General features: G+C 65.7%; 14 protein-coding genes. 8 read left to right on the top strand and 6 right to left on the bottom strand.

What is annotated here, in order from left to right:
• The first annotated feature begins 37 nt into the window (after positions 1-37).
• Positions 38-1,291 (top strand): EAL and HDOD domain-containing protein, encoded by a 1,254-nt coding sequence (locus V5B44_RS04080; protein ID WP_332357832.1) that lies wholly within the window; start codon positions 38-40, stop codon positions 1,289-1,291.
• 80 nt (positions 1,292-1,371) lie between these two features.
• Here V5B44_RS04080 and V5B44_RS04075 read toward each other — a convergent pair whose 3' ends face one another.
• Positions 1,372-2,733 carry a lytic transglycosylase domain-containing protein gene (locus V5B44_RS04075; protein WP_332357831.1) on the bottom strand — a complete coding sequence of 454 codons (1,362 nt, stop codon included), beginning with the start codon at positions 2,731-2,733 and terminating at the stop codon, positions 1,372-1,374.
• 7 nt (positions 2,734-2,740) lie between these two features.
• Positions 2,741-4,693 carry an acyl CoA:acetate/3-ketoacid CoA transferase gene (locus tag V5B44_RS04070; protein WP_332357830.1) on the bottom strand — a complete coding sequence of 651 codons (1,953 nt, stop codon included), beginning with the start codon at positions 4,691-4,693 and terminating at the stop codon, positions 2,741-2,743.
• A gap of 751 nt (positions 4,694-5,444) precedes the next feature.
• On the opposite strand from V5B44_RS04070, the gene V5B44_RS04065 reads away from it, so the two are divergent.
• The gene (locus tag V5B44_RS04065; protein ID WP_332357829.1) at positions 5,445-8,279 is read left to right on the top strand and encodes a hypothetical protein; all 2,835 of its coding nucleotides are present in this window, start codon (positions 5,445-5,447) and stop codon (positions 8,277-8,279) included.
• Positions 8,280-8,385: 106 nt separating this feature from the next.
• On the opposite strand, the gene V5B44_RS04060 is transcribed toward V5B44_RS04065, so the two are convergent.
• On the bottom strand, positions 8,386-9,420 hold the full coding sequence (locus V5B44_RS04060) for an NADP-dependent oxidoreductase (RefSeq protein ID WP_332357828.1): 1,035 nt from the start codon (positions 9,418-9,420) through the stop codon (positions 8,386-8,388).
• A 208-nt stretch (positions 9,421-9,628) separates the two neighbouring features.
• Between V5B44_RS04060 and V5B44_RS04055 the strand changes: the two genes are divergently transcribed.
• Together V5B44_RS04055 and rpoH are read left to right on the top strand one after the other, a co-directional pair.
• The gene (locus V5B44_RS04055) at positions 9,629-10,114 is read left to right on the top strand and encodes a Spy/CpxP family protein refolding chaperone (protein WP_332357827.1); all 486 of its coding nucleotides are present in this window, start codon (positions 9,629-9,631) and stop codon (positions 10,112-10,114) included.
• Positions 10,115-10,116: 2 nt separating this feature from the next.
• Entirely contained in the window at positions 10,117-11,070 is a 954-nt protein-coding gene (rpoH, locus tag V5B44_RS04050; RefSeq protein ID WP_332357826.1) for an RNA polymerase sigma factor RpoH, read from the top strand.
• 117 nt (positions 11,071-11,187) lie between these two features.
• Here rpoH and V5B44_RS04045 read toward each other — a convergent pair whose 3' ends face one another.
• Positions 11,188-11,736 (bottom strand): SOUL family heme-binding protein, encoded by a 549-nt coding sequence (locus V5B44_RS04045; RefSeq protein ID WP_332357825.1) that lies wholly within the window; start codon positions 11,734-11,736, stop codon positions 11,188-11,190.
• A 364-nt stretch (positions 11,737-12,100) separates the two neighbouring features.
• On the opposite strand from V5B44_RS04045, the gene V5B44_RS04040 reads away from it, so the two are divergent.
• The 4 genes from V5B44_RS04040 (at position 12,101) to V5B44_RS04025 (ending at position 17,996) form a co-directional block, all read left to right on the top strand.
• Positions 12,101-13,798 carry an AMP-binding protein gene (locus tag V5B44_RS04040; protein ID WP_332357824.1) on the top strand — a complete coding sequence of 566 codons (1,698 nt, stop codon included), beginning with the start codon at positions 12,101-12,103 and terminating at the stop codon, positions 13,796-13,798.
• A gap of 103 nt (positions 13,799-13,901) precedes the next feature.
• A complete protein-coding gene (locus tag V5B44_RS04035) occupies positions 13,902-15,701 on the top strand; it encodes a SulP family inorganic anion transporter (protein WP_332357823.1) in 1,800 nt (599 codons plus the stop codon).
• A 157-nt stretch (positions 15,702-15,858) separates the two neighbouring features.
• Positions 15,859-16,749, top strand: a complete 891-nt coding sequence (locus V5B44_RS04030; RefSeq protein ID WP_332357822.1) for a toll/interleukin-1 receptor domain-containing protein — start codon at positions 15,859-15,861, stop codon at positions 16,747-16,749.
• Positions 16,746-17,996 (top strand): OmpA family protein, encoded by a 1,251-nt coding sequence (locus tag V5B44_RS04025; RefSeq protein WP_332357821.1) that lies wholly within the window; start codon positions 16,746-16,748, stop codon positions 17,994-17,996. The genes V5B44_RS04030 and V5B44_RS04025 overlap by 4 nt, the downstream gene beginning before the upstream one ends.
• 100 nt (positions 17,997-18,096) lie before the next feature.
• Here V5B44_RS04025 and V5B44_RS04020 read toward each other — a convergent pair whose 3' ends face one another.
• The gene (locus V5B44_RS04020; RefSeq protein WP_332357820.1) at positions 18,097-18,756 is read right to left on the bottom strand and encodes a DNA-3-methyladenine glycosylase family protein; all 660 of its coding nucleotides are present in this window, start codon (positions 18,754-18,756) and stop codon (positions 18,097-18,099) included.
• A gap of 67 nt (positions 18,757-18,823) precedes the next feature.
• On the bottom strand, positions 18,824-19,330 hold the full coding sequence (locus V5B44_RS04015; protein ID WP_332357819.1) for a universal stress protein: 507 nt from the start codon (positions 19,328-19,330) through the stop codon (positions 18,824-18,826).
• Positions 19,331-19,342 lie beyond the last annotated feature (12 nt).

Genomic DNA, 19,342 nt, shown 5'->3' with positions numbered 1-19,342 from the left:
GCGCATCGAATGGCGCAGGAAAGCATGACCCACAGAGATGACTGAGCAATCGCTGAAGAACGCCTTTCTCTTCCGCCAGCCGATCCTTGACCGGCAGCAGGAGCTTGCCGGCTACCAGCTGTCCTTGCGGCGCAGCGACGAACTCGCCGACGAGCGCAGCGTCAGCCGTGACGCCGCTGCGCTGTGCGCGGCCTATGCCGAACTCGGCATGCAGAGCGCGTTGGGCAATGCCCGTGCCTTCATCGGTATCGATGCCGACTATCTGCGACAGGAAGCCATCGAATTGCTGCCCGCGAGCGGCGTCGCCATCGAGCTGAATGGCGTCAGTGTGCCCGACAGGGTGACACTGACGCGCTGCCAAAGCCTTCGCGAGCGCGGCTACTCACTGGTGTTGACCGATTACCGGGGCATCGACGACCGCAGCCGGCCGCTGTTGCCGATGGTCGAAGTGATCAAGATCGACGTCCATGCTGCCGACCCGGAGCAGTTGCAGAACTTCGCCGGCTCACTGCGCAAGCTGCCGATCAAGCTGCTGGCGCAGGGCGTCGGCAGCCGCGAGCAGATGGAGCGCTGTCGCAACCTCGGCTTCGAGCTTTTCCAGGGTCGCTACTTCGCCCAGGCCGAAATCGTCAGCGGCCGCCGTCTCTCGGCCCCGCAGGCAGCGCTGATTCGCCTGGTCAACCTCGTCGGCCGCGACGTCGATACCGCGGTCATCGAGGACGCCTTCAAGCATGAACCGGCGCTGACGCTCAACCTGCTGCGGGTGGTCAACTCGGTCGGCTGCCGTGGCAGCCGCCTGGCGCAGCCAGTGACTACCCTGCGCCATGCCATCACCCTGTTCGGACGCCGCCAGCTGCAGCGCTGGTTATCGCTCCTCCTGCTGGCACCCGGCAGCGACGGTGGCGACCCGGCCCGCTCGCCGCTGCTGCAGGTTGCCGCGCTGCGCGGACGCATGATGGAGTTGCTGATCAAGCATGGTCCACCGGGGGACCATCGCAAGTTGGCCGATCTGGCCTTCATCACCGGCATCCTGTCGATGATGCCGGTGGCGCTGGGCCTGCCGATCACAGAAATCCTCGCACAGATTGCCGTCGAACGCGATGTCCAACTCGCTCTCTCGGAGCGGCGTGGCGTCCTGGGAACCCTCCTGGCGTTGCTCGAGTGTTTCGACAATGACGACGCGGCGGGCTGCGACCGGCTGCTGTCAGGCCTCCCCGGCGGCTTCGACCGGCACACCCTGAACACCTGCCTGAGCGTCGCGCTGCGGTGGTTGAATGGCAACGCCGCGTGAAGGGATGCCGACGCCACACCGGGGGAACGCGTTGCTGGTGCGGCGCGCCGTAAAGCTACGGTGAAACAGCCTCAAGCCGTTCAGCCACGACCATCTGCCGTGAAGCACCTCCCGACTTCGAGCTCCTTGCCTGCCTTGACGGCCTCGTATTTCTCCAGAAAGGAGGCGTCGATCGCCTTGAGATCGGCGCGCTGTTTCGGCTTGCGGTAACGCGTCAGATGACCGGGCCCGCCGTTGTACACCGCGTAGGTGCCGCGAGCGAGGTCGTCGGGATCACTGCTGACCGATGGTTCACTGCGTGCGATGGCGTAGTCACGCAGGTAATGGTACAGGATCTCGGCCCCTGCACGACCGTTGTACCCGACGTCGGCCTGCAGGCCGGTGACGTCATAGAATCCCCGCCAGACCCGCGGGTAGACCTGCATCAAGCCGACTGCGCCAACGCCCGACTGGATCGGCTGTACCCTACCCTTGCGACGAACGAACTGGCGCCAGCAGCTCTCCTGCCACGCGGTGGCAAGCACCAGATGGCGGTAGAGGTTATGGAACTGCGCGTCAAGGCTGCGCCCGGCATCCTCCCGCTCATTGATGGCGGCGTCAGCGGTGCGCTGCAACAGGCTGCGCATCTCCGGCAGATAGGTGCCCAGATCGCTGGACGTGGGAAGCCAGTTGTTCAAGCGTTTGGCGAGCGCGGCCGTCTCGGGGTCGAGCGACGCGGCGACTGGCAAGGGCGCGGCAAAAGCCGCCGGCACCAGCCAGCGCAAGGGATCGATGGACGACGGCAAGCGGCTCGCCCCCAGCAGGCGGCTGCGCTCGGCGGGCGGGAGCGGCGCACCAAAACCGAGAAGCGAGCGCAGCTCGGGGTCGACAGCGAGATCATAGGCCAGCGGATCACCGGCCTGCTCCGGCATGACCAGGCGTACCAGTTGGCGCAGTGTATCCGGCGTGACCCGAACGCCAAGGACATCGCCAAAGCCTTGCGCCGCCTGCAGCGCGTCGCCCGCCTTGAGAAGTGCCTCGAACTGCCGGGCCGCTTGCGCATCGAGTTCGCCGCTCAGGCCGCGGAGCAGCGGCGCCAGGCGTTCCCAGCTCAGCAGGAAGAGCTCGCGCAGCGGGTCCGGGATCGCGGCGTCGCTGGCGAGCAGCGCCACGCCATCGTGGCGGCCGCTCAGCAGGACAAACAGAAACTCGTTACGCCGGTCACCCTCACTCGCCTTGCCGGCCGAGCGCTTGATCACTTGTGTCAGAAAGGCGTCCCACAAATCGGCCGACTCGACCTTCGAGACGGCAGCGCGTGGCCTGGCCTCCCCAATCGGCACTGGCTTCCCCTTGCGCAGCACGTCCCCGAGCATTTCCCAGGGCCCCGGCTCAGCGTCGCGCGCCTGGCCTGGCGTCGCCAGACCGATGAGGAGAACGACGAGCAGCGGGAGAAGCGGCTTCATGGCGTCATCAGCTGTGGTAGCTGGCCTCGCCGTTGCGCCCGGCCAGGAACGCCTGCGCCTCCTCCCGACGTTCGAAAACATGCGGCGCAATGCTGCGCGCGGAAAAGGCCTCGCCCAGCTTGGCGCGCAGGAACGCGCTGGTGGCGTAGCGGGTAATCTGGCTGAAGTAATTGGCCAGAAAGTAGCGATCCATTTCGGCATAAGCGTCGTACATGTCCTGGTTGATCCGGAACCGGTCGTAGTTGATGATCACGCCGACGCGCTTGCCGGCAGCCCGGCAGCGCAGCTCGCAGATGTCCCAGATCGCCTTGACGTCCTCGACCACCCGGACATGCATGCCCTCGAAATTGAGGAACAGGATATTCCGCTCCGGATCATAGATGACCCGTTCCGGCAAGGACAGATTGAGCAGTTCAGCCTCCAGACCCATCGGGTTGGCATTGAAGATGCGCGCATCCATCTCGCCGTATTCACCGATGATCGGCTCGAAGTCCATGTACGGCAGAATGTCCCGGTCGACGTCGATGCCCGGCGCCACCTCGATCAGCGCCAGACCCCGCCGTACCCGACGGAACACGCAGCGCTCGGTGACGTAATAGACGGGCTTGCCGCGATCATAGGCGTACTGGCCATTGAAGGTGATTTGCTCGACCTGCTTGACGAACTTCCGCTGCCGGCCCTCCTCGATGATCCGCAGCTTGCCGTCATTGACCTCGACCTTGAGCTCATTGCCGGTGAAGGTGCCGACGAAGACCACCAGGCGGGCGTTCTGGCTGATGTTGATGAAGCCGCCGGCCCCCATCAGCCGGCCACCGAAGCGGCTGACGCCGACGTTGCCGGCGGCATCGCACTCGGCCATGCCGAGACACGCCATGTCGAGCCCGCCGCCGTCGTAGAAGTCGAACTGCTGATTCTCGTCGATCACCGCATCCATGTTGACACCGGTCCCGAAGTTGCCGCCGCTCGCAGGAATCCCGCCGATCAGGCCAGATTCCACGGTCAGCGTCAGCAGGTGGGAGATCCGCTCCTCCTGGGCGACCGCCGCGACGCCTTCGGGCATCCCGACCCCCAGGTTGATGATGCCATTGGGCGGCAATTCGAAGGCGGCACGGCGGGCGATGATCTTGCGCCCGGTCAGCGGCGTCGAGACCAGGCTCGGGCTGGGAACCCGGAACTCGCCGGCGTAGGCGGCGCTGTACTGGGTCGCCAGGGTCTGCATGTGCTGGACCGGTTCGGCCACCACCACGCAATCGACCAGGATCCCGGGAATCTTGACCTGCCGCGGCGGCAGTCCGCTGCGCTCGGCGATGCGCTCGACCTGGGCGATCACGATGCCGTTGCTGTTCTTGGCCGCCATCGCCATGGCGAGATTGTTGAGCGTGAGGGCTTCGCGCTCCATCGTGATATTGCCGAAGGTATCCGACGTGGTGCCCCGCACAAAGGCGACGTTGACCTGGCCGACTTTGTAGAACAGCCACTCCTCACCATCGACTTCGACCAGATTGACGATGTCCCGGGTGGTGGCAGCGTTGATCCGGCCGCCGCCGTAGCGCGGATCGACGAAGGTGTGCAGTCCAACCTTGGAGAAGGAACCCGGCTTGCCCGAGGCCAGATCCCGGAACAGCTGACAGATGATTCCCTGCGGCAGGTTATAGGCCTGGATGCGGTTGTCGAGCGCCAGTTGTGCCACCTTCGGCATGCGGCCCCAGTGGCCTGCCACCACCCGGCGCAGCAGGCCTTCGTGGCCCAGATGATTGAGCCCCAGGGTCTTGCCGTCGCCCTGGCCGGCGGCGGCGAACAAGGCCAGGTTCGTTGGGCTGCCGGTGGCGAGAAAGCGGCGCTCCAGCGCCGACAGCAGGGCCTCGGCAAAACCGGTCTGGACGAACCCGGTACTGGCCAGCGTATCGCCATCCCGAATCAGGGCGATCGCTTCGTCGGCGGTAACGATCTTGCTGCGCATGCTGCGTTCCTCCCGATCATCTTCCTGACTTCCGGCCCAGGGCCGGACCGTCCGGCACAAACGCTGGACCGGGCACGGCCCCCGCCTTCGGCGAATGGAACGTCGGGACACCATGCAGTTGCGCAAGTAAAACACACTACAGAGGAGCAGACTCAATTTCCACGAACAACTTTTCGTGCGCATCTTCCAGCGCCGCCTCGGCAGGGGCGGCTCGCGCCAGGGCAAGCCAGCGGCGCGCGGCCTGTGGCAGGGAATTCGGCTCCAGCCGGGTGGCTGAGGATGGTCCTCGGCATTCAGGTGCGACAGCAGCTCGCGCCACGACGGCCCTGTCCAGACAAGCCGCCGCGAGCTGGCGAACGTGACCCCATGCCGGATCGGCGGGCCCCGGACCCTCGCTGCTCATCGCCGCCACGCCCCTGGCGCTGGCCAGCTCGCTTGCTCGCGCCCGTCTTCGATGGTAGCGTTCCCTCATTCCAGCGGTCATCCGGCGGCACTCCCTGTCCCTTTTTCCTTGCCGTCGCTGCTGTGGTGGCGCTGCCTCAGACCGCCCGTACTGATAGCCCGGGAGAAGCCGATGAGCCAGGCCAATTGGCGCTGCAAGACCCTTGCTGCGAGAGGCGACCGGCTCGCCCGGGCCCACGCTGCAATTGCTGTCCGGTGCTACCGGACGGTGGTCCGTTCGTTCGACAGGGCGCCGCCGGGCAGCGGGCGGTCCACCCTCCGGGTACCGGGAAACAGCCACGGCGGCACCATGAACCGCACACAGGATAGTCGATGGCTGGCCTGCCTACCCACCTTGTGCACGGCCGGGCGTCGGCTGGCAGACGCGCTGCTGGTGGCCTGCGCGTGGCTGCTGCCCGCGCCGGCAGCAGTCGCCGGCAACGACACGGGGGCCTCGCTGCGGCCGCTGGCCGATGACGCCCGCAGCACGCTGGCCGAGCGCATCGAGGCGCCGGCGGCGCGCCTGCCATTCCTGTGTACGGTGCGCCGCAGTGAAGGTGCTCCGCTGCGCGAATACGTGCTGCGACAACAGTCCCAGGCGATCGAGGCGCTGCTGGCTGGGGCCACCTCGCGACCGGAAGCTGAGCGCGTCGGACGCCTTCTCGGCGAGTTGCAGCGCGACGGGTTCGCCCGGGGTGCGAACGCCCGCCTGGCCGATATTGCCCCCGGCGGGGCGATCGGGCTGCGGCTCGCCGCCAGCCTGGGCGAGCTGCCGGCAGCGCTGCACGATCGCATGCAGCCGGGCTGCGGTGCCAGCCCCTACCGTGGCCTGCTGGGGCGCACCGACCAACCTCTGGGCCAACTGGCACGCGTGGACTACGAGCGCCTGACCGAGCTCGAAGCCGCCGATCCCTGGCACTGGCTGGTGCTGGCCTGGCTCGCCGGTGCGCAAGGCGAGCATGCCTTGCGGCGCAGCCTGGCCGCCGCGCAGATCGCGGCAACACCTGAAGCGCTGCGCGTGCAGGTGTTGGCCTGGCAGCAGATGGCCTGGCTGCGCCGCCAGCAGGGGCGCGGCAGCGACGCGCAGGTCGCGGCCGAGGAGGCGATGCGCCTGGCCGCAGCCGCAGTCGCCCAGACCGGTACGGATGCGGCACAGCCCGCAGCTGGACAGGCGCTGCGCGACATCGGTCAGACCGGCAGCGCGCTGGCCATCGTGCTCGAGGACAGCGGCCAGACAGCCGCCGCATTCGCCGTGCTGGCCAACGTGCTGCCACTGCAGCAGCGGCTGGCCGAACGGCAGCCCGATGACCTGCCGGCGCAGTATGCCCTGATCGACACCCTGGGCCGCCTGGGCATGCTGCAACGCGCACTCGGCGCGACCACAGGGCGCGCGCCCGCCTACAGTGACCAGGCCGTGGCGCTCTACGAGCAGATCCAGGCGCGCACGCCCTATGACCCGATCCTGGGCCGCTCGGGTTGGCCCGGCATGTTTGCCATGGCCGTCGGCATCGCCGGGCTGCTCACCCTGCTGATGGGCTGGGCACTGCTCTGGCGCTACCGGCAACGCGTCGCCCAACTGATGACGTCAGTAGCCGGCCGCACAGCCACAGTGCACCCGCCCGTCAGCGCTGCCGCCCGACCATCGCGGGCGCCGTTGGCGCCGTCGGCAAGTCCAGCGGCAGATACGGCGACAACCCGCGCAGCTGCCGGCGCACTGCGTCAGGCGGCCGTGGTACAGGCCGTCGCCGGGCTGGCCTTCGGCCTTGCCGCCGCCTGGCTGCAGTTGCGCGCCGACGGCACCGAAGCCAACCTCAACCGCATGGCGGTGATGAGCTGGACCTGGGCCTGGCCCACGATACTCGCGCTCGGCCTGGTCTGGGACGGCGATCGCCGCCGCCGGCGCTGGGTCGTGGCGGCATACTTCGGCGTGCTGTTGCTCATCTGCACCCGCATCGCCCTCGGCGAGACACCGCCGCTGCAGATGTTCGGCGTCAGCGTGCCGGCGTTCTTCCAGGGCATGGTCTTCTGGGCGATGAGCCTGTCGTACTCGCCTTTCCTGCTGCTGTTCCTCAACCGCGCGGTGCGCAGCATCGGCCCGGCGCTGCTGGCGATGATGCTGGTGGCCGTGGTCGGCGGCACCCTGGCGATGGTGGCGGCGAGCACGCCGAGGGGCATGAGCGCGGTGGTTCATGCGCTGATGGCCGTGCACCTGCCCACCGAGTGGATGCTGACAGCCGTGCTGCTGGCCGGCATGCTCGCCTCGGCCCCGCTGGCCTGGTGGGTCGCCCGCCAGCTGCGCGCTGCCTATGCTGCCAAATGGCTCACCGACCAGAGTCTGATGATCGACACGCTTTGGCTCTTCCAGGCGGTGCTGCTGTCGTTCAGCCTCACCCAGTCGATCGGCCCCGCGGGCTGGATGGGGCTGGGCGTGTTCGGACTGCACAAGACCATCACACTGGCCGGCATGTGGCCGGCGGCACAGGCAGCGCGTGCGCGCGCGCCGCTACGGCTGTTGCTGCTGCGGGTGTTCAGCCGCCGCGATGCCGAGGGCAAGGCGGTCAGCCGGCGCGCCGACGCCGAGCGCCTGTTCGACCTCCTGGGCTCGCGCTGGCGCTACGCCGGCCCGATCCACATGATCGGCGCGCCGGATCTCGCCAGTAGCACGATCGACCCCGACGAATTCCTCGACTTCCTCGCCGGGCGGCTGCGCGAGCGCTTCATCCTCGATCCGACGGCCGTGCCGGAACGTCTCGCCGCACTCGACGAGCGCTGCGACTTCGACGCCCGCTGGCGAGTCAGCGAACTCTTCTGCGGCGACGACGCCTGGCGTGCCGCGGTACTGGCGCTGATGGCGCGCAGCGATCTGGTGGCGATGGACCTGCGCGACTTCGGCCCCGACAATCAGGGCTGCGTGTTCGAGTTGCAGGCCCTGCTCGACCTGGTGCCCGCCCAGCGCGTGGCCCTGCTGGTGGACCAGAGCACGCGCCTCGACTTCCTGAACACGACGATCGACGCCTGCCTCGCCCGCGTCCCCGCCAGTTCGCCAAACGTTCGGGCCCCCGCGCGCATGACGCAGGTGAACATCGACAGTGGCGAGCCGGCCGCCGTGAACCAGTTGCTGCGCATGGCGACGGCAGCGGCCTGAGCGAACGCTACCGAAACCCGGAGTAATGCGCAAGGCTGGTTGGCCATGTCCCACTCGGGTGCAATCAAGCCTTACACCGGCTTGAACGCCACTCTTGGGCGGTCGCTCAGTCGCTGCCCACACGAATGATCAGCTTGCCAAAATTGCGTCCTTCGAGCAGTCCGATGAAGGCGTGCGGGGCGTTCTCCAGGCCATCGACGATGTCTTCGCGGAACTTGATCTTGCCCACCTTCAGCCAGGTGCTCATCTGACTGAAGAACTCGCCGTAGCGAGTGCCGTAGTCGTCGAAGACGATGAAGCCCTGCATCCTGATGCGTCTGGTCAGCAGCGTGCGGGTCAGTAGGCCAAGGCGGTCGGGCCCTGGCGGCAGACCGGTGTCGTTGTAGTGGGCAATCAGCCCGCACACCGGCACCCGGGCGCTGACGTTCAACAAGGGCAGGACGGCGTCGAAGACCGCGCCGCCGACGTTCTCGAAGTAGACGTCGATGCCTTTTGGGCAGGCAGCCGCCAGTTGCTCGCGCAGATTGGCACTGCGACGGTCGATGCAGGCATCGAAGCCCAACTCTTCGACGACGAAGCGGCACTTTTCGGCACCGCCGGCGACACCGACCACACGGCAGCCTTTGAGGCGCGCGAGCTGGCCCACCACCGAGCCGACCGCCCCACTCGCCGCTGCGACCACCACGGTCTCCCCCGCTTTCGGCTGACCAATGTCGAGCAAGCCCATGTAGGCCGTAAAACCGGGCATGCCGAGCACGCCGAGCGCCAGCGAGGGCTGCCTCATCCGGGTATCGAGCCGGGTGAGATCAGCGCCCTTGGCGAGGGCATAGTCCTGCCAGCCGCCGTAGCCCAACACCAAGTCGCCGGCCTGGTAGTCCGGGTGCTTCGAGGCTGCCACGATGCCGACGGTGCCGCCGACCATCACCTCACCGAGCGCCAGCGGCGCGGCGTAGGATGGCGCATCGCTCATGCGGCCACGCATGTACGGGTCAAGCGACAGATACAGGGTGCGCGTCAGCACCTGTCCGGGCGAGGGAACGGGAACGTCGCACTCCTCAAGGCGGAAGTTCGCGGCGGTCGGTGCACCGACCGGCCGGGAAGCAAGGACAATCCGGTGATTGACGGGGTTGTTCTGGTTCATGCTGCTGACCTCCTGAGGGGTGTCCAATGTCTTCTGCGTCAAGGCCACGGTTCGACAGCAGATCGTCGTCAGCCGGCTATGTACGGTAGCAGACAGAATGATTGCCGGCGATTGTCTAGGATCAAAAAGTTGGTAAAGCAGGCGCAAGAATAAAGCAGCAGCCAGCTTGACCGACAGATGACCCCATGATCAATAGAGGAGAATCCACATGACCAGCTATCGTACCTTCGCTTCGTCCCTGCTTCTGGCTGCAACCCTGGGTACACTTGTCGCACCCGTTGGGGCTGCGCCACAGGACTGTGGCCCAGCGGGGATGCGCGGCGCGTGGGAATACCGCGGCGAGCGCATGGCGCAGCATCACCAGCAACTCCACGACGCTCTCAAGCTGACGCCCGAACAGGAAGGCGCGTGGAAAAAACTGATGGACAGCCAGCATCCTATGGCCAGAATGCAGCCCGGCAAGGCCGACGACTGGGCGAAGCTGACGACCCCGGAACGGGCGGACAGGATGCTTGAACGGATGAAAGAGCAACAGTCGCGCATGACGGAGCATGTGCTCGCCCTCAAGGACTTCTACGCCGTGCTGACGCCCGAGCAGAAGAAGACCTTCGACGGCTTTCATTCCGGTGCACAGTCTGGCAAGCGTGGGAGGCAGGGACCCCGCTCGATGGACAGGGCCGCACCGACGCCCTGAGCATGCCTATCCCGAAGCCCTTCGCATGGGCCTCTTCCGACCCAATCTCGCCGACGGTCAGCAGACCAGCGGCGAGCCTGCGCGAGTCGCCTCCCGGGTTGTCAGCCCCGACTTTACCGACGGCTGCCGCTGTCGGTAGTATTGATGCGTACATCCAGGCGGCGAGGCAGTTTGCTCTACTGACGCGGGACGAAGAGTTTCTTCTGGCAAGCCGTTATCGTGGCACGAATGATCTCGAAGCAGCGCGACAGTTGATTCTGTCGCACCTCCGTCTGGTGATTTCAATCGCCCGTGGCTACCTGGGGTATGGCTTGCCGCACGCCGATCTGATCCAGGAAGGCAATATCGGGCTGATGAAGGCGGTGAAGCGCTTCGACCCGAAGCGTGGCGTTCGCCTGGTTTCGTTTGCCATCCACTTCATCAAGGCGGAGATTCATGAGTACGTCGTGAGGAACTGGCGGATGCTCAAGGTGGCAACGACCAAGGGGCAGCGCAAGCTGTTTTTCAACCTGCGCAGCATGAAAACCGGCAGCGACGGTCTGGATTCGGTGCAGGCCGGAGAAATCGCCCGCATCCTGAACGTAAAGCCCGATGAAGTGATCGAGATGGACACTCGCATGTCCGGCCACGACTTGGCGCTGGACGGCGAGAGCGATGATGACGAGGCATTTGCACCGATCCACTATCTTGCCGACCACGCGACCGAACCGCTGCAGGTACTCGAAGCGCGTGCCCGTGACCGACTGCAGACCGAGGGATTGCAGGGCGCTCTGGCGATGCTCGATCCGCGCAGCCGCCGCATTGTCGAGGCGCGCTGGCTGATGGACGAAAAGCGCGCAAGCCTGCACGATCTGGCAGCGGAATTCGGTGTATCCGCCGAGCGGATTCGCCAGGTCGAAGCGAAAGCACTGCAGAAAATGCGCTCAAGCCTGGCATCCATGGCAGCCGGGACGTAAGCGGCAGCGCACTGAGGTCGGCACCTGCCAACTCGTCCTCGACCAACATTCGCAGCCTTACGCACGGTCGCATTGGCCTCATTTCACACCCACATGGCCACCTGCCCCGCCCTCCGCTCAATCAAGCTCGACCATGACCTCGTTGCGTCGCCAGAACCATGGCTTCCAGGGCGGATCATAACGCGCCCACATGGGCTCGCCGTGCCAGGACAGACCCGCTTTTTCGAGGGCATCCTGCAACTTCTTCAGGTGCTCTTCGTAGCGACTCTGCGACCAGGTCCCGGAGTACGCAAGGACGGCAATCATTCGCGCCGTGATCTCCCGCAGCGTCACGCGCGGGTCGTTGGGCTCGGGCAGCGTTTTCAGCGTCCATTCTCTCGGCATCGCGAACTGAATGAGGTAACCACCGGCCGTCGCACTCTGTGCCACTGGCGCGGTCATCGCAATCCTGACCGGGGTCTGCGCGACGGGAGCGGTCATCTCGATCCTTCGCTCCCCCTTGTTTCCGCCGAAGATGTACCCCGCCAGGATGCGAAAGCCCTGGTTCCCGGCCTCTTCGGCCGTCGCGCTGACAAACGTCTCGGCCACCAGGTAAGGCTCGTAGCGGCGTACCTCGAAGAGCCCTTCGGTGCGGACGACGGTATAGCGGGGTTCGTCAATGGCCATTGCGGGACTCCCGACGACAGACAACATGAGCAGGACGAAAAACTGGAAGCGAGTCATTGCGATTCCCGGTGAAATGATGTCAACAGCCCGGCCAAACCTGCCTCCGGTGGCTGGCCGGCTTTCAGCCGGCGCATTGCGCAGGCTGGGAAGCTCACCGAACCGGCGCGATGGCGCAGGCGGTTCGGCGTGCCGCCTGAAACATGCGCCTCGTATCCTAGCAGGCCAATCATGATCCCATTCAGCGCCAGTTACCAGCGATCAACCACGCGACGGTCAAGACACTTCGCACGCAAGGCCTTGTATTATGGTCGGATCTGGGATGGATCCCTCTGATGCGCCCGAAGTGAAACCACAGGAGAAGAGGATGGCAGCGATAACTGACAGAATCTGGCTGAAAAACTATCCGCCCGGCGTACCCGCCGACATCGACGCTGACCATTACCACTCCATTCCGGATCTGTTCGAGGAAATCGTCGCCAGGTATGCCGACAAACCGGCTTTTCACAGCCTCGGCCGAACGCTCAGCTACGCCGAACTCGACAAGCTGTCGCGCGATTTTGCCGCTTTCCTGCAGGGACTACCGGGCATGGGCAAGGGTGAACGCGTCGCCATCATGTCGCCGAACCTGCTGCAATACCCGGTGGCGCTGTTCGGCATCCTGCGCGCCGGCATGGTCGTGGTCAACGTCAACCCCCTGTACACGGCGAGAGAACTTGAGCACCAGTTGAGGGACTCCGGCACCAAGGCCATCGTTGTCGTCGAGAACTTCGCCGCGACACTGGCAGAAGTGTGGAAGAAGACAGCGGTGCAGCACATCATCACGACGCAGATCGGCGACCTGCTGCCGATCCCGAAGCGCTGGATCGTCAACTTTGTGGTCAAGTACGTGAAGAAGATGGTGCCCGACTGGCGGATCGACGGCGCCCTGCCTTTCAGCGAAGCGCTCGCGCGCGGCGCCGCGGCGCGTTGCACGCCGGTCAGCATGAACGCCAGTGAGCTCGCCTTCCTGCAGTACACCGGCGGAACCACCGGCGTCTCGAAGGGGGCCATGCTCACCCATCGCAACATGCTCGCCAATCTCGAGCAGACCGGCGTCTGGATCTCGGGGAGTTTCAAGGCAGGCAGTGAAATCGTCATCGCACCGCTGCCGATGTACCACATTTTCTGCCTTACATCGACGCTCTCGTTCATGAAGTGGGGTAGCCTGAGCGTCCTGATCACCAACCCGCGCGACCTGCCGGCACTGGTGCACGAGCTCGCGCAGTGGAAGTGGAGCGTCATGAGTGGCGTCAATACGCTATTCAACGGATTGCTGAACACACCGGGGTTCAGCGCCCTTGACTTTTCCTCGTTGAAAGTGGTGATCGGTGGCGGAGCGGCGGTGCAGAAGTCGGTCGCCGAACGCTGGAAGGAGGTTACCGGGCGCTACATCACCGAAGCTTACGGCCTCACCGAAGCGTCACCCGGCGTCAGTGCCTCGCCCCTCGACACCCCATGGAACGGCATGATCGGCCTGCCGTTCTCGTCCACCGAGGTATCGATCCGTAATGATGACTTCACCGCACTGCCGCCGTGGAACGGTCAAGACGACGTCGAAGCGCACACTGGCGAGATCTGCGTCCGCGGCCCGCAGGTGATGGCGGCCTACTGGGGTAACGCCAAAGAAACGGCAAAGGTGATCGAGGACGGCTGGCTGAGGACCGGCGACATCGGCCACATGGATGATCGGGGTTACGTCACGATCACCGATCGCAAGAAGGACATGATCCTGGTCTCGGGTTTCAACGTCTATCCAAGCGAGATCGAGAACGTGGTGGCGTCGCATCCGGGCGTGCTCGAATGCGGCGCCATCGGCGTGCCAGACGAGCGCACAGGCGAGGCGGTGAAGGTCGTGATCGTCCGCAAGCACCCTGACCTCACCGACCAGGCGGTGGTCCAGCATTGCAGGGCCCATCTCACCGGCTACAAGATGCCACGCCAGATCGAGTTCCGCGATGCGCTGCCAAAGTCGCCGATCGGCAAGATTCTGCGCCGCGAACTGCGGACCCCGCCGAAACCTTAGTGCGCGCCGGTGCCGGACTGTGTGGTGCTGACCAACAGGGCACCGGCTGACGCAGCCACCGGAGCTGCCCGCCTGCCATCCGTTGTCAACCCCGGAGACCGTCATGAGTGAATCAAGACCTGCCAGCCCCGCCCCTCCAGAACCGGGCCGCCTCGCCGCGCGACGCGGAGCCACCGAACCGACCGGCTGGCTGAAGTGGCTGCCGGGCCTGCAGACCCTGCGTCACTACGAGCTGGCCTGGCTGCGTCACGATATTGCCGCCGGTCTGGTGCTGACCACCATGCTGGTGCCGGTCGGTATTGCCTACGCCGTCGCGTCGGGCGTGCCGGGCATCTACGGCCTCTACGCAACGATCATCCCGCTGCTCGCCTATGCGCTGTTCGGCCCGAGCCGCATTCTGGTACTGGGGCCGGACTCGTCGCTGGCGGCGCTGATCCTTGCCGTCGTCCTGCCGCTATCCGGTGGCGACCCGCTGCGCGCTGTCGCTCTGGCGAGCATGATGGCGGTGGTCTCGGGGGTCCTCTGCATCCTGGCGGGCATCGCGCGTCTCGGCTTCGTCACCGAGTTGCTCTCGAAACCGATCCGCTACGGCTACATGAACGGCATTGCCTTGACCGTGCTGATCAGCCAGTTGCCCAAGCTCTTCGGCTTCTCGGTTGATGCCGACGATCCGCTGCACAAGGTCTGGGCATTCGTCCAGGCCCTGCTGGCCGGCAAGACCAATGCGGTCGCACTGATGGTCGGTGGCGGCACGCTGGTGCTGATCATGCTCCTCAAACGCAGCCAGCGCTTGCCGGGTGTGCTGATCGCCGTGATCGGTGCCACCGTCCTCGTGGCAATGCTCGGCCTTGACAACTACGGCGTGTCGATTCTCGGTTCGCTGCCGCAGGGCCTGCCGGCGTTCGCCATCCCCTGGATCACGCCTGCCGATGTCGTACCCGTGCTGATGGGCGGCTTTGCCGTTGCCATCGTCTCGTTCGCCGACACCAGCGTACTCTCGCGGACCTATGCCGAGAAGACGGCCAGCCACGTGGACCCGAACCAGGAGATGGTCGGGCTCGGGGCAGCCAACCTGGCGGCCGGATTCTTCCAGGGCTTTCCGATCAGCAGCAGCTCGTCGCGCACACCCGTCGCCGAGGCCGCCGGCGCCCGAACCCAACTGACCAGTGTCGTCGGCGCTCTGGCCGTTGCCCTGCTGCTGTTGCTGGCGCCAAACCTGCTGCAGTACCTGCCGAACACCGCCCTGGCCGCCGTCGTGATCGCCGCAGCGATTGGTCTGTTCGAAATTGCCGACCTGCAGCGAATCTACCGTATCCAGCGCTGGGAGTTCTGGCTGTCGATCGTCTGCTGCATCGGGGTCGTCGTCCTCGGCGCCATTCCGGGCATTGGCCTGGCGATCCTGCTGGCCGTCATCGAGTTCCTCTGGGATGGCTGGCGACCGGACTCGGCCGTGCTAGGTCGCGTCAAGGGCATCAATGGCTACCACGATATCTTGCGCTACCCCGACGCGCGCCAGATTCCGGGCCTGGTCCTCTTTCGCTGGGCCGCACCGCTGTTTTTCGCCAACGCCGAGTGGTTCCATGAACGCGCCCTCGACGCCGTCGCCGCCTCGCCGACGCCGGTGCGCTGGCTGGTGGTGACCGCGGAACCGGTCACCAGCGTGGACGTCACCGCCGCCGACATCGTCGCCAAGCTCGACGAGACCCTGCAGGCGGCGGGCATCGAGTTGTGCTTCGCCGAGATGAAGGATCCGGTCCAGGACAAGCTCAAGCGCTTCGGGCTCTTCTCCCGACTCGGCGCGGAAGTCTTCTTCCCGACCATCGGCGAAGCCGTGAACACTTATCTCAGAACCTATCCCGAGGTGGCGGCGCAATGGCGAGCGAGCAAGGGGTCCAGTCAGTGACCGGGGGAACACCCGTCTGGCCGCATGGTCACCAGGTCTGCTGGCGAGCGATCACCCGCCGGGCATCAGCGCCATACCAGGCGGTGCCAGAAAGCTGACCAGCTGAACGAGGGCTGCAGTAGCATGGTCTGATCACCTTTACCGGGCGGGGTACCGCATGGCCGATATTTTCCTGAGTTATGCGACCGAAGACCGCGAGAAGGCCGTCCAGGTCGCCAGCCAGTTCGAGTCCATCGGCTTCAGTGTCTGGTGGGCCCGCAAGATCCCTGCCGGCATGACCTGGCGGCAGGTGATCGAGACCTCGCTCAACCAGATGGGCTGCATGGTGGTACTGTGGTCAGAGCATTCGATCACCAGCTCCTGGGTCAGCGAGGAAGCCGAGGAAGGCCGCAACCGCGCCAGGCTGGTGCCGGCCCTGATCGATCCCGTCATGCCGCCGCTCGGTTTCCGGGGAATCCAGGCCGCCGATCTGATCGGCTGGAATGGCTCAGCCGACGCGCCAGCCTTCCGCCACCTGGTTGCAGGCGTCGAGGCACTGGTCGGACGTCGCGCCGGCGCAATTCCCGCGGCCGACTCCGCGACTTCGACGGCGCGCGCCGGCAGCCGTGGTCCCCGCAAGTGGCTTCTCGCTGGCAGCGGTCTGGCGGTGCTGCTGGCGGTGGCGGCCTGGATCTGGCACGATCAGGGGAGCGACACGGGCAAGGTTTCGCAACCGCGCACCGTCAACGTTGCCCCAAGCCCAACGTCACCAGCACCGTCGCCAGCGCCCGCTCACGTCAGCCCGGTCGCCTCCACGGCCGCAACGCGGTCGGCCGAGGCGGCCGTCGACAAGCCCGGCCCGGGCAGCGAGCTGCGGCCAAAGCCCGTGACGACGACCGTAGCAACCGCGGGTACCAGCACCGTGGCAAAGACCGCACGAGCCGAAGCGCAGCCCGGCGTGCGCACCGTCCGACCAGCGCGCTGCCGCGACATCCTCGAACGCCAGGGCCTTGGCGATGCGCTGACCGCCGAAGACCGCGCTTTCTTCCAGAAGGAGTGCAGACCATGAAAAGCACCGACCGGATAATCGGCCTCCCGAAGTTCCTGACCCGCTGGCTCGCCGTGACCGCTGCCACCATCGCACTGAGCGCCTGCCAGCTGTCGCCGCCGGGCAGTTCCGGACCGACGGGAACACCACCGCCGTCGGTGCCTCCGCCACCGCCAATCGCCTTCGACGACGCGGTTCTGAAAGCAGCGAACGAGCTGTTCAGCAAGGTGCAGCTGCCAACGGGCAGCAGCGCGCACCAGCCGCTGGTGATCGACCCGCTGGTCGACGGGGTCACCGGTGCCCAGTCGGCAGCCACCCGCTCGATGGAGCAAAAGATCGTCGACCTCGTGCGTCACCAGCACCCGCGTTTCGAAGTCGAGGCCTTCACCACGGCCAACCTCGCCCAGCAGCCGCTGGTACTGGTTGGAACCTTCACGCCGATCAACAACAGCGCGGGACAGCCAACCGGCGAACGCGATGCCTTCCGCATTTGTCTCGCCCTCGCCGACCTGAAGACCGGCAAGGTCATCGCCAAAGGCGTCGCCCGCGCGCGGCCCAATGGCGTCGACGTGGCGCCGCTGCCCTTCGATGCGGACAGCCCGGCGTGGACCAGGGACCCTGCGATCGACGGCTACATCAAGACCTGCCAGGGAAGCAAGGCGGGCGATCCGATCAACGCGGTCTACGCTGATCGGATCCTCGCCGCAGCGCTGATCAACGACGCCACCAATGCCTACAACGCTCGGCGCTATCGGGAATCGCTCGAACTCTACCGAAGCGCGCTGCGCACGCCCGGCGGTGAGCAACTGCGCGCATACAACGGCGTCTACCTCGCGAGCTGGAAACTCAAGCGCCGCGACGAAGCGATGCAGGCCTACGCCAGAATCGTCGACCACGGCCTGGCCAACCGCCATCTGTCGGTGAAGTTCCTCTTCCGCCCCGGCTCCACCCAGTTTTGGGCAGACGCGCAGATCAGTGGCCCCTACCCCCTGTGGCTGAACCAGATTGCACAGCGCAGCGCGCACAGCAAGGCCTGCCTGGAAATCATCGGGCACACCAGCCGCAGCGGCCCCGAGCCGCTCAACGAACGGCTATCGGTACTGCGCGCACAAGCCATCAAGGACCGTCTCGAAGCGGTCGCAGCGGAACTCGCCAAACGAACCATCGCCAGCGGCGTGGGTTCGCGCGAGAACCTGGTCGGCACCGGGGCTGACGACGCCAGTGACGCCCTCGATCGCCGGGTGGAATTCAAGGTGATTGGCTGTTGAGGTAGACAGGGAACGCTCGCCACACCGCGCAACGGGTCGCCGGAGATTCCCCGGCCGGCGGCCGGGTGGACATGGCCAGGACTGACGTCGAGGCGGGGGTTCAGTACTCGACCGGCACCGGATCAAGGCTGCGCCAGAGATACCAGGTCGCCACCGAACGCCAGGGACGCCAGCGCTCGCCGTGTTCGGCAAGCAGCCGTCGCCCGGGACGCTCGCCTTGGCAATAGTGGACGGCCACCGCCTTCTGCAAACCGATGTCGTCGAGCGGAAAAACATCGGGCCGCATCTGGTTGAAGATCAGGAACATCTCCGCGGTCCACACGCCGATGCCGCGCACGCTGGTCAGCTCGGCGATGATCTCCGCATCGCTCATCACCGACCAGTCAGCAACGTGCATCTGCCCGTTCGCGAAATGCCGGGCGAGGTCAAGGACGTACTCGGCCTTGCGCACGGAGAGACCGCAGGCACGCAGCGTTTGCGGGTCGTGCGACAGCACCCCGGCCGGCGTGGGTTCGGGCAAGGCAGCGGTCAAACGCGTCCAGACGCTGTCGGCGGCCTTCACCGAGATCTGCTGCCCGACGATCGAGCGCAGCAGCGTCACGAAGGGGGCGCCGCGCGAAACGAGAGCGCTGCCAGCAAAGCGCTCGACGAGACCAGCCAGAATGAGGTCATCTTGCGCAAGGTCCGCAGAAGCCTGCTGCCAGTAGCCAGGAGTCATCGGCGGCGGGTAGCGCTGGCCATCGCTTCCATACCGCGCCAATTCATCACAGCCTCCGAACCCGCCGCGTCCTGACGGCGAGGCTGACCACCCGGAAAAACGGGCTCGCTCAGGCTCTCTTCCTGTCCTTTTCCCGGGCCTTTTCCTTTGCCTTGCGGCGACTCGCATCGATCTCGGGCGGACGGTAGACAAGAACCGGGATACTGGAATGGGTCAGCACTCGATAGGTTTCACTGCCAAGCAGCAGCGAGGACAGACCACCGCGACCGTGCTTGGACATGAAGATCAGGTCGCAATCGTTGTCCTCGGCGACATTGACGATGGCTTCCCACGGCGTTTCACTGACCACCGCCAGCGTCGTACACTCGACTCCCGCCTCCTTGCAGAGCTTCTTGATGAAACCCAGATACTCCTTGGATTTCCCCTCTGACCCCGAAACCAGCCGGTCAAGCACCGCGGGCTCCACCAGATTGCCAATGTTCTCGGTGTTCCCGAGCGGCTTCGCGTACAAGGCCGTGATTGTCGCGTTAGCCGCCTTGGCAAAAGATACTGCTCGTTCCGCGGTGTCCCGCGACAGTTGGCTACCATCGGTCGGCAGCAGGATATGCTGAAACATTCTTGTTCTCCC

Source organism: Candidatus Accumulibacter necessarius, from assembly GCF_036625085.1.
The sequence above is the reverse complement of the archived record's forward strand: the minus strand, read 5'-3'. Positions and strand labels throughout refer to the sequence as shown.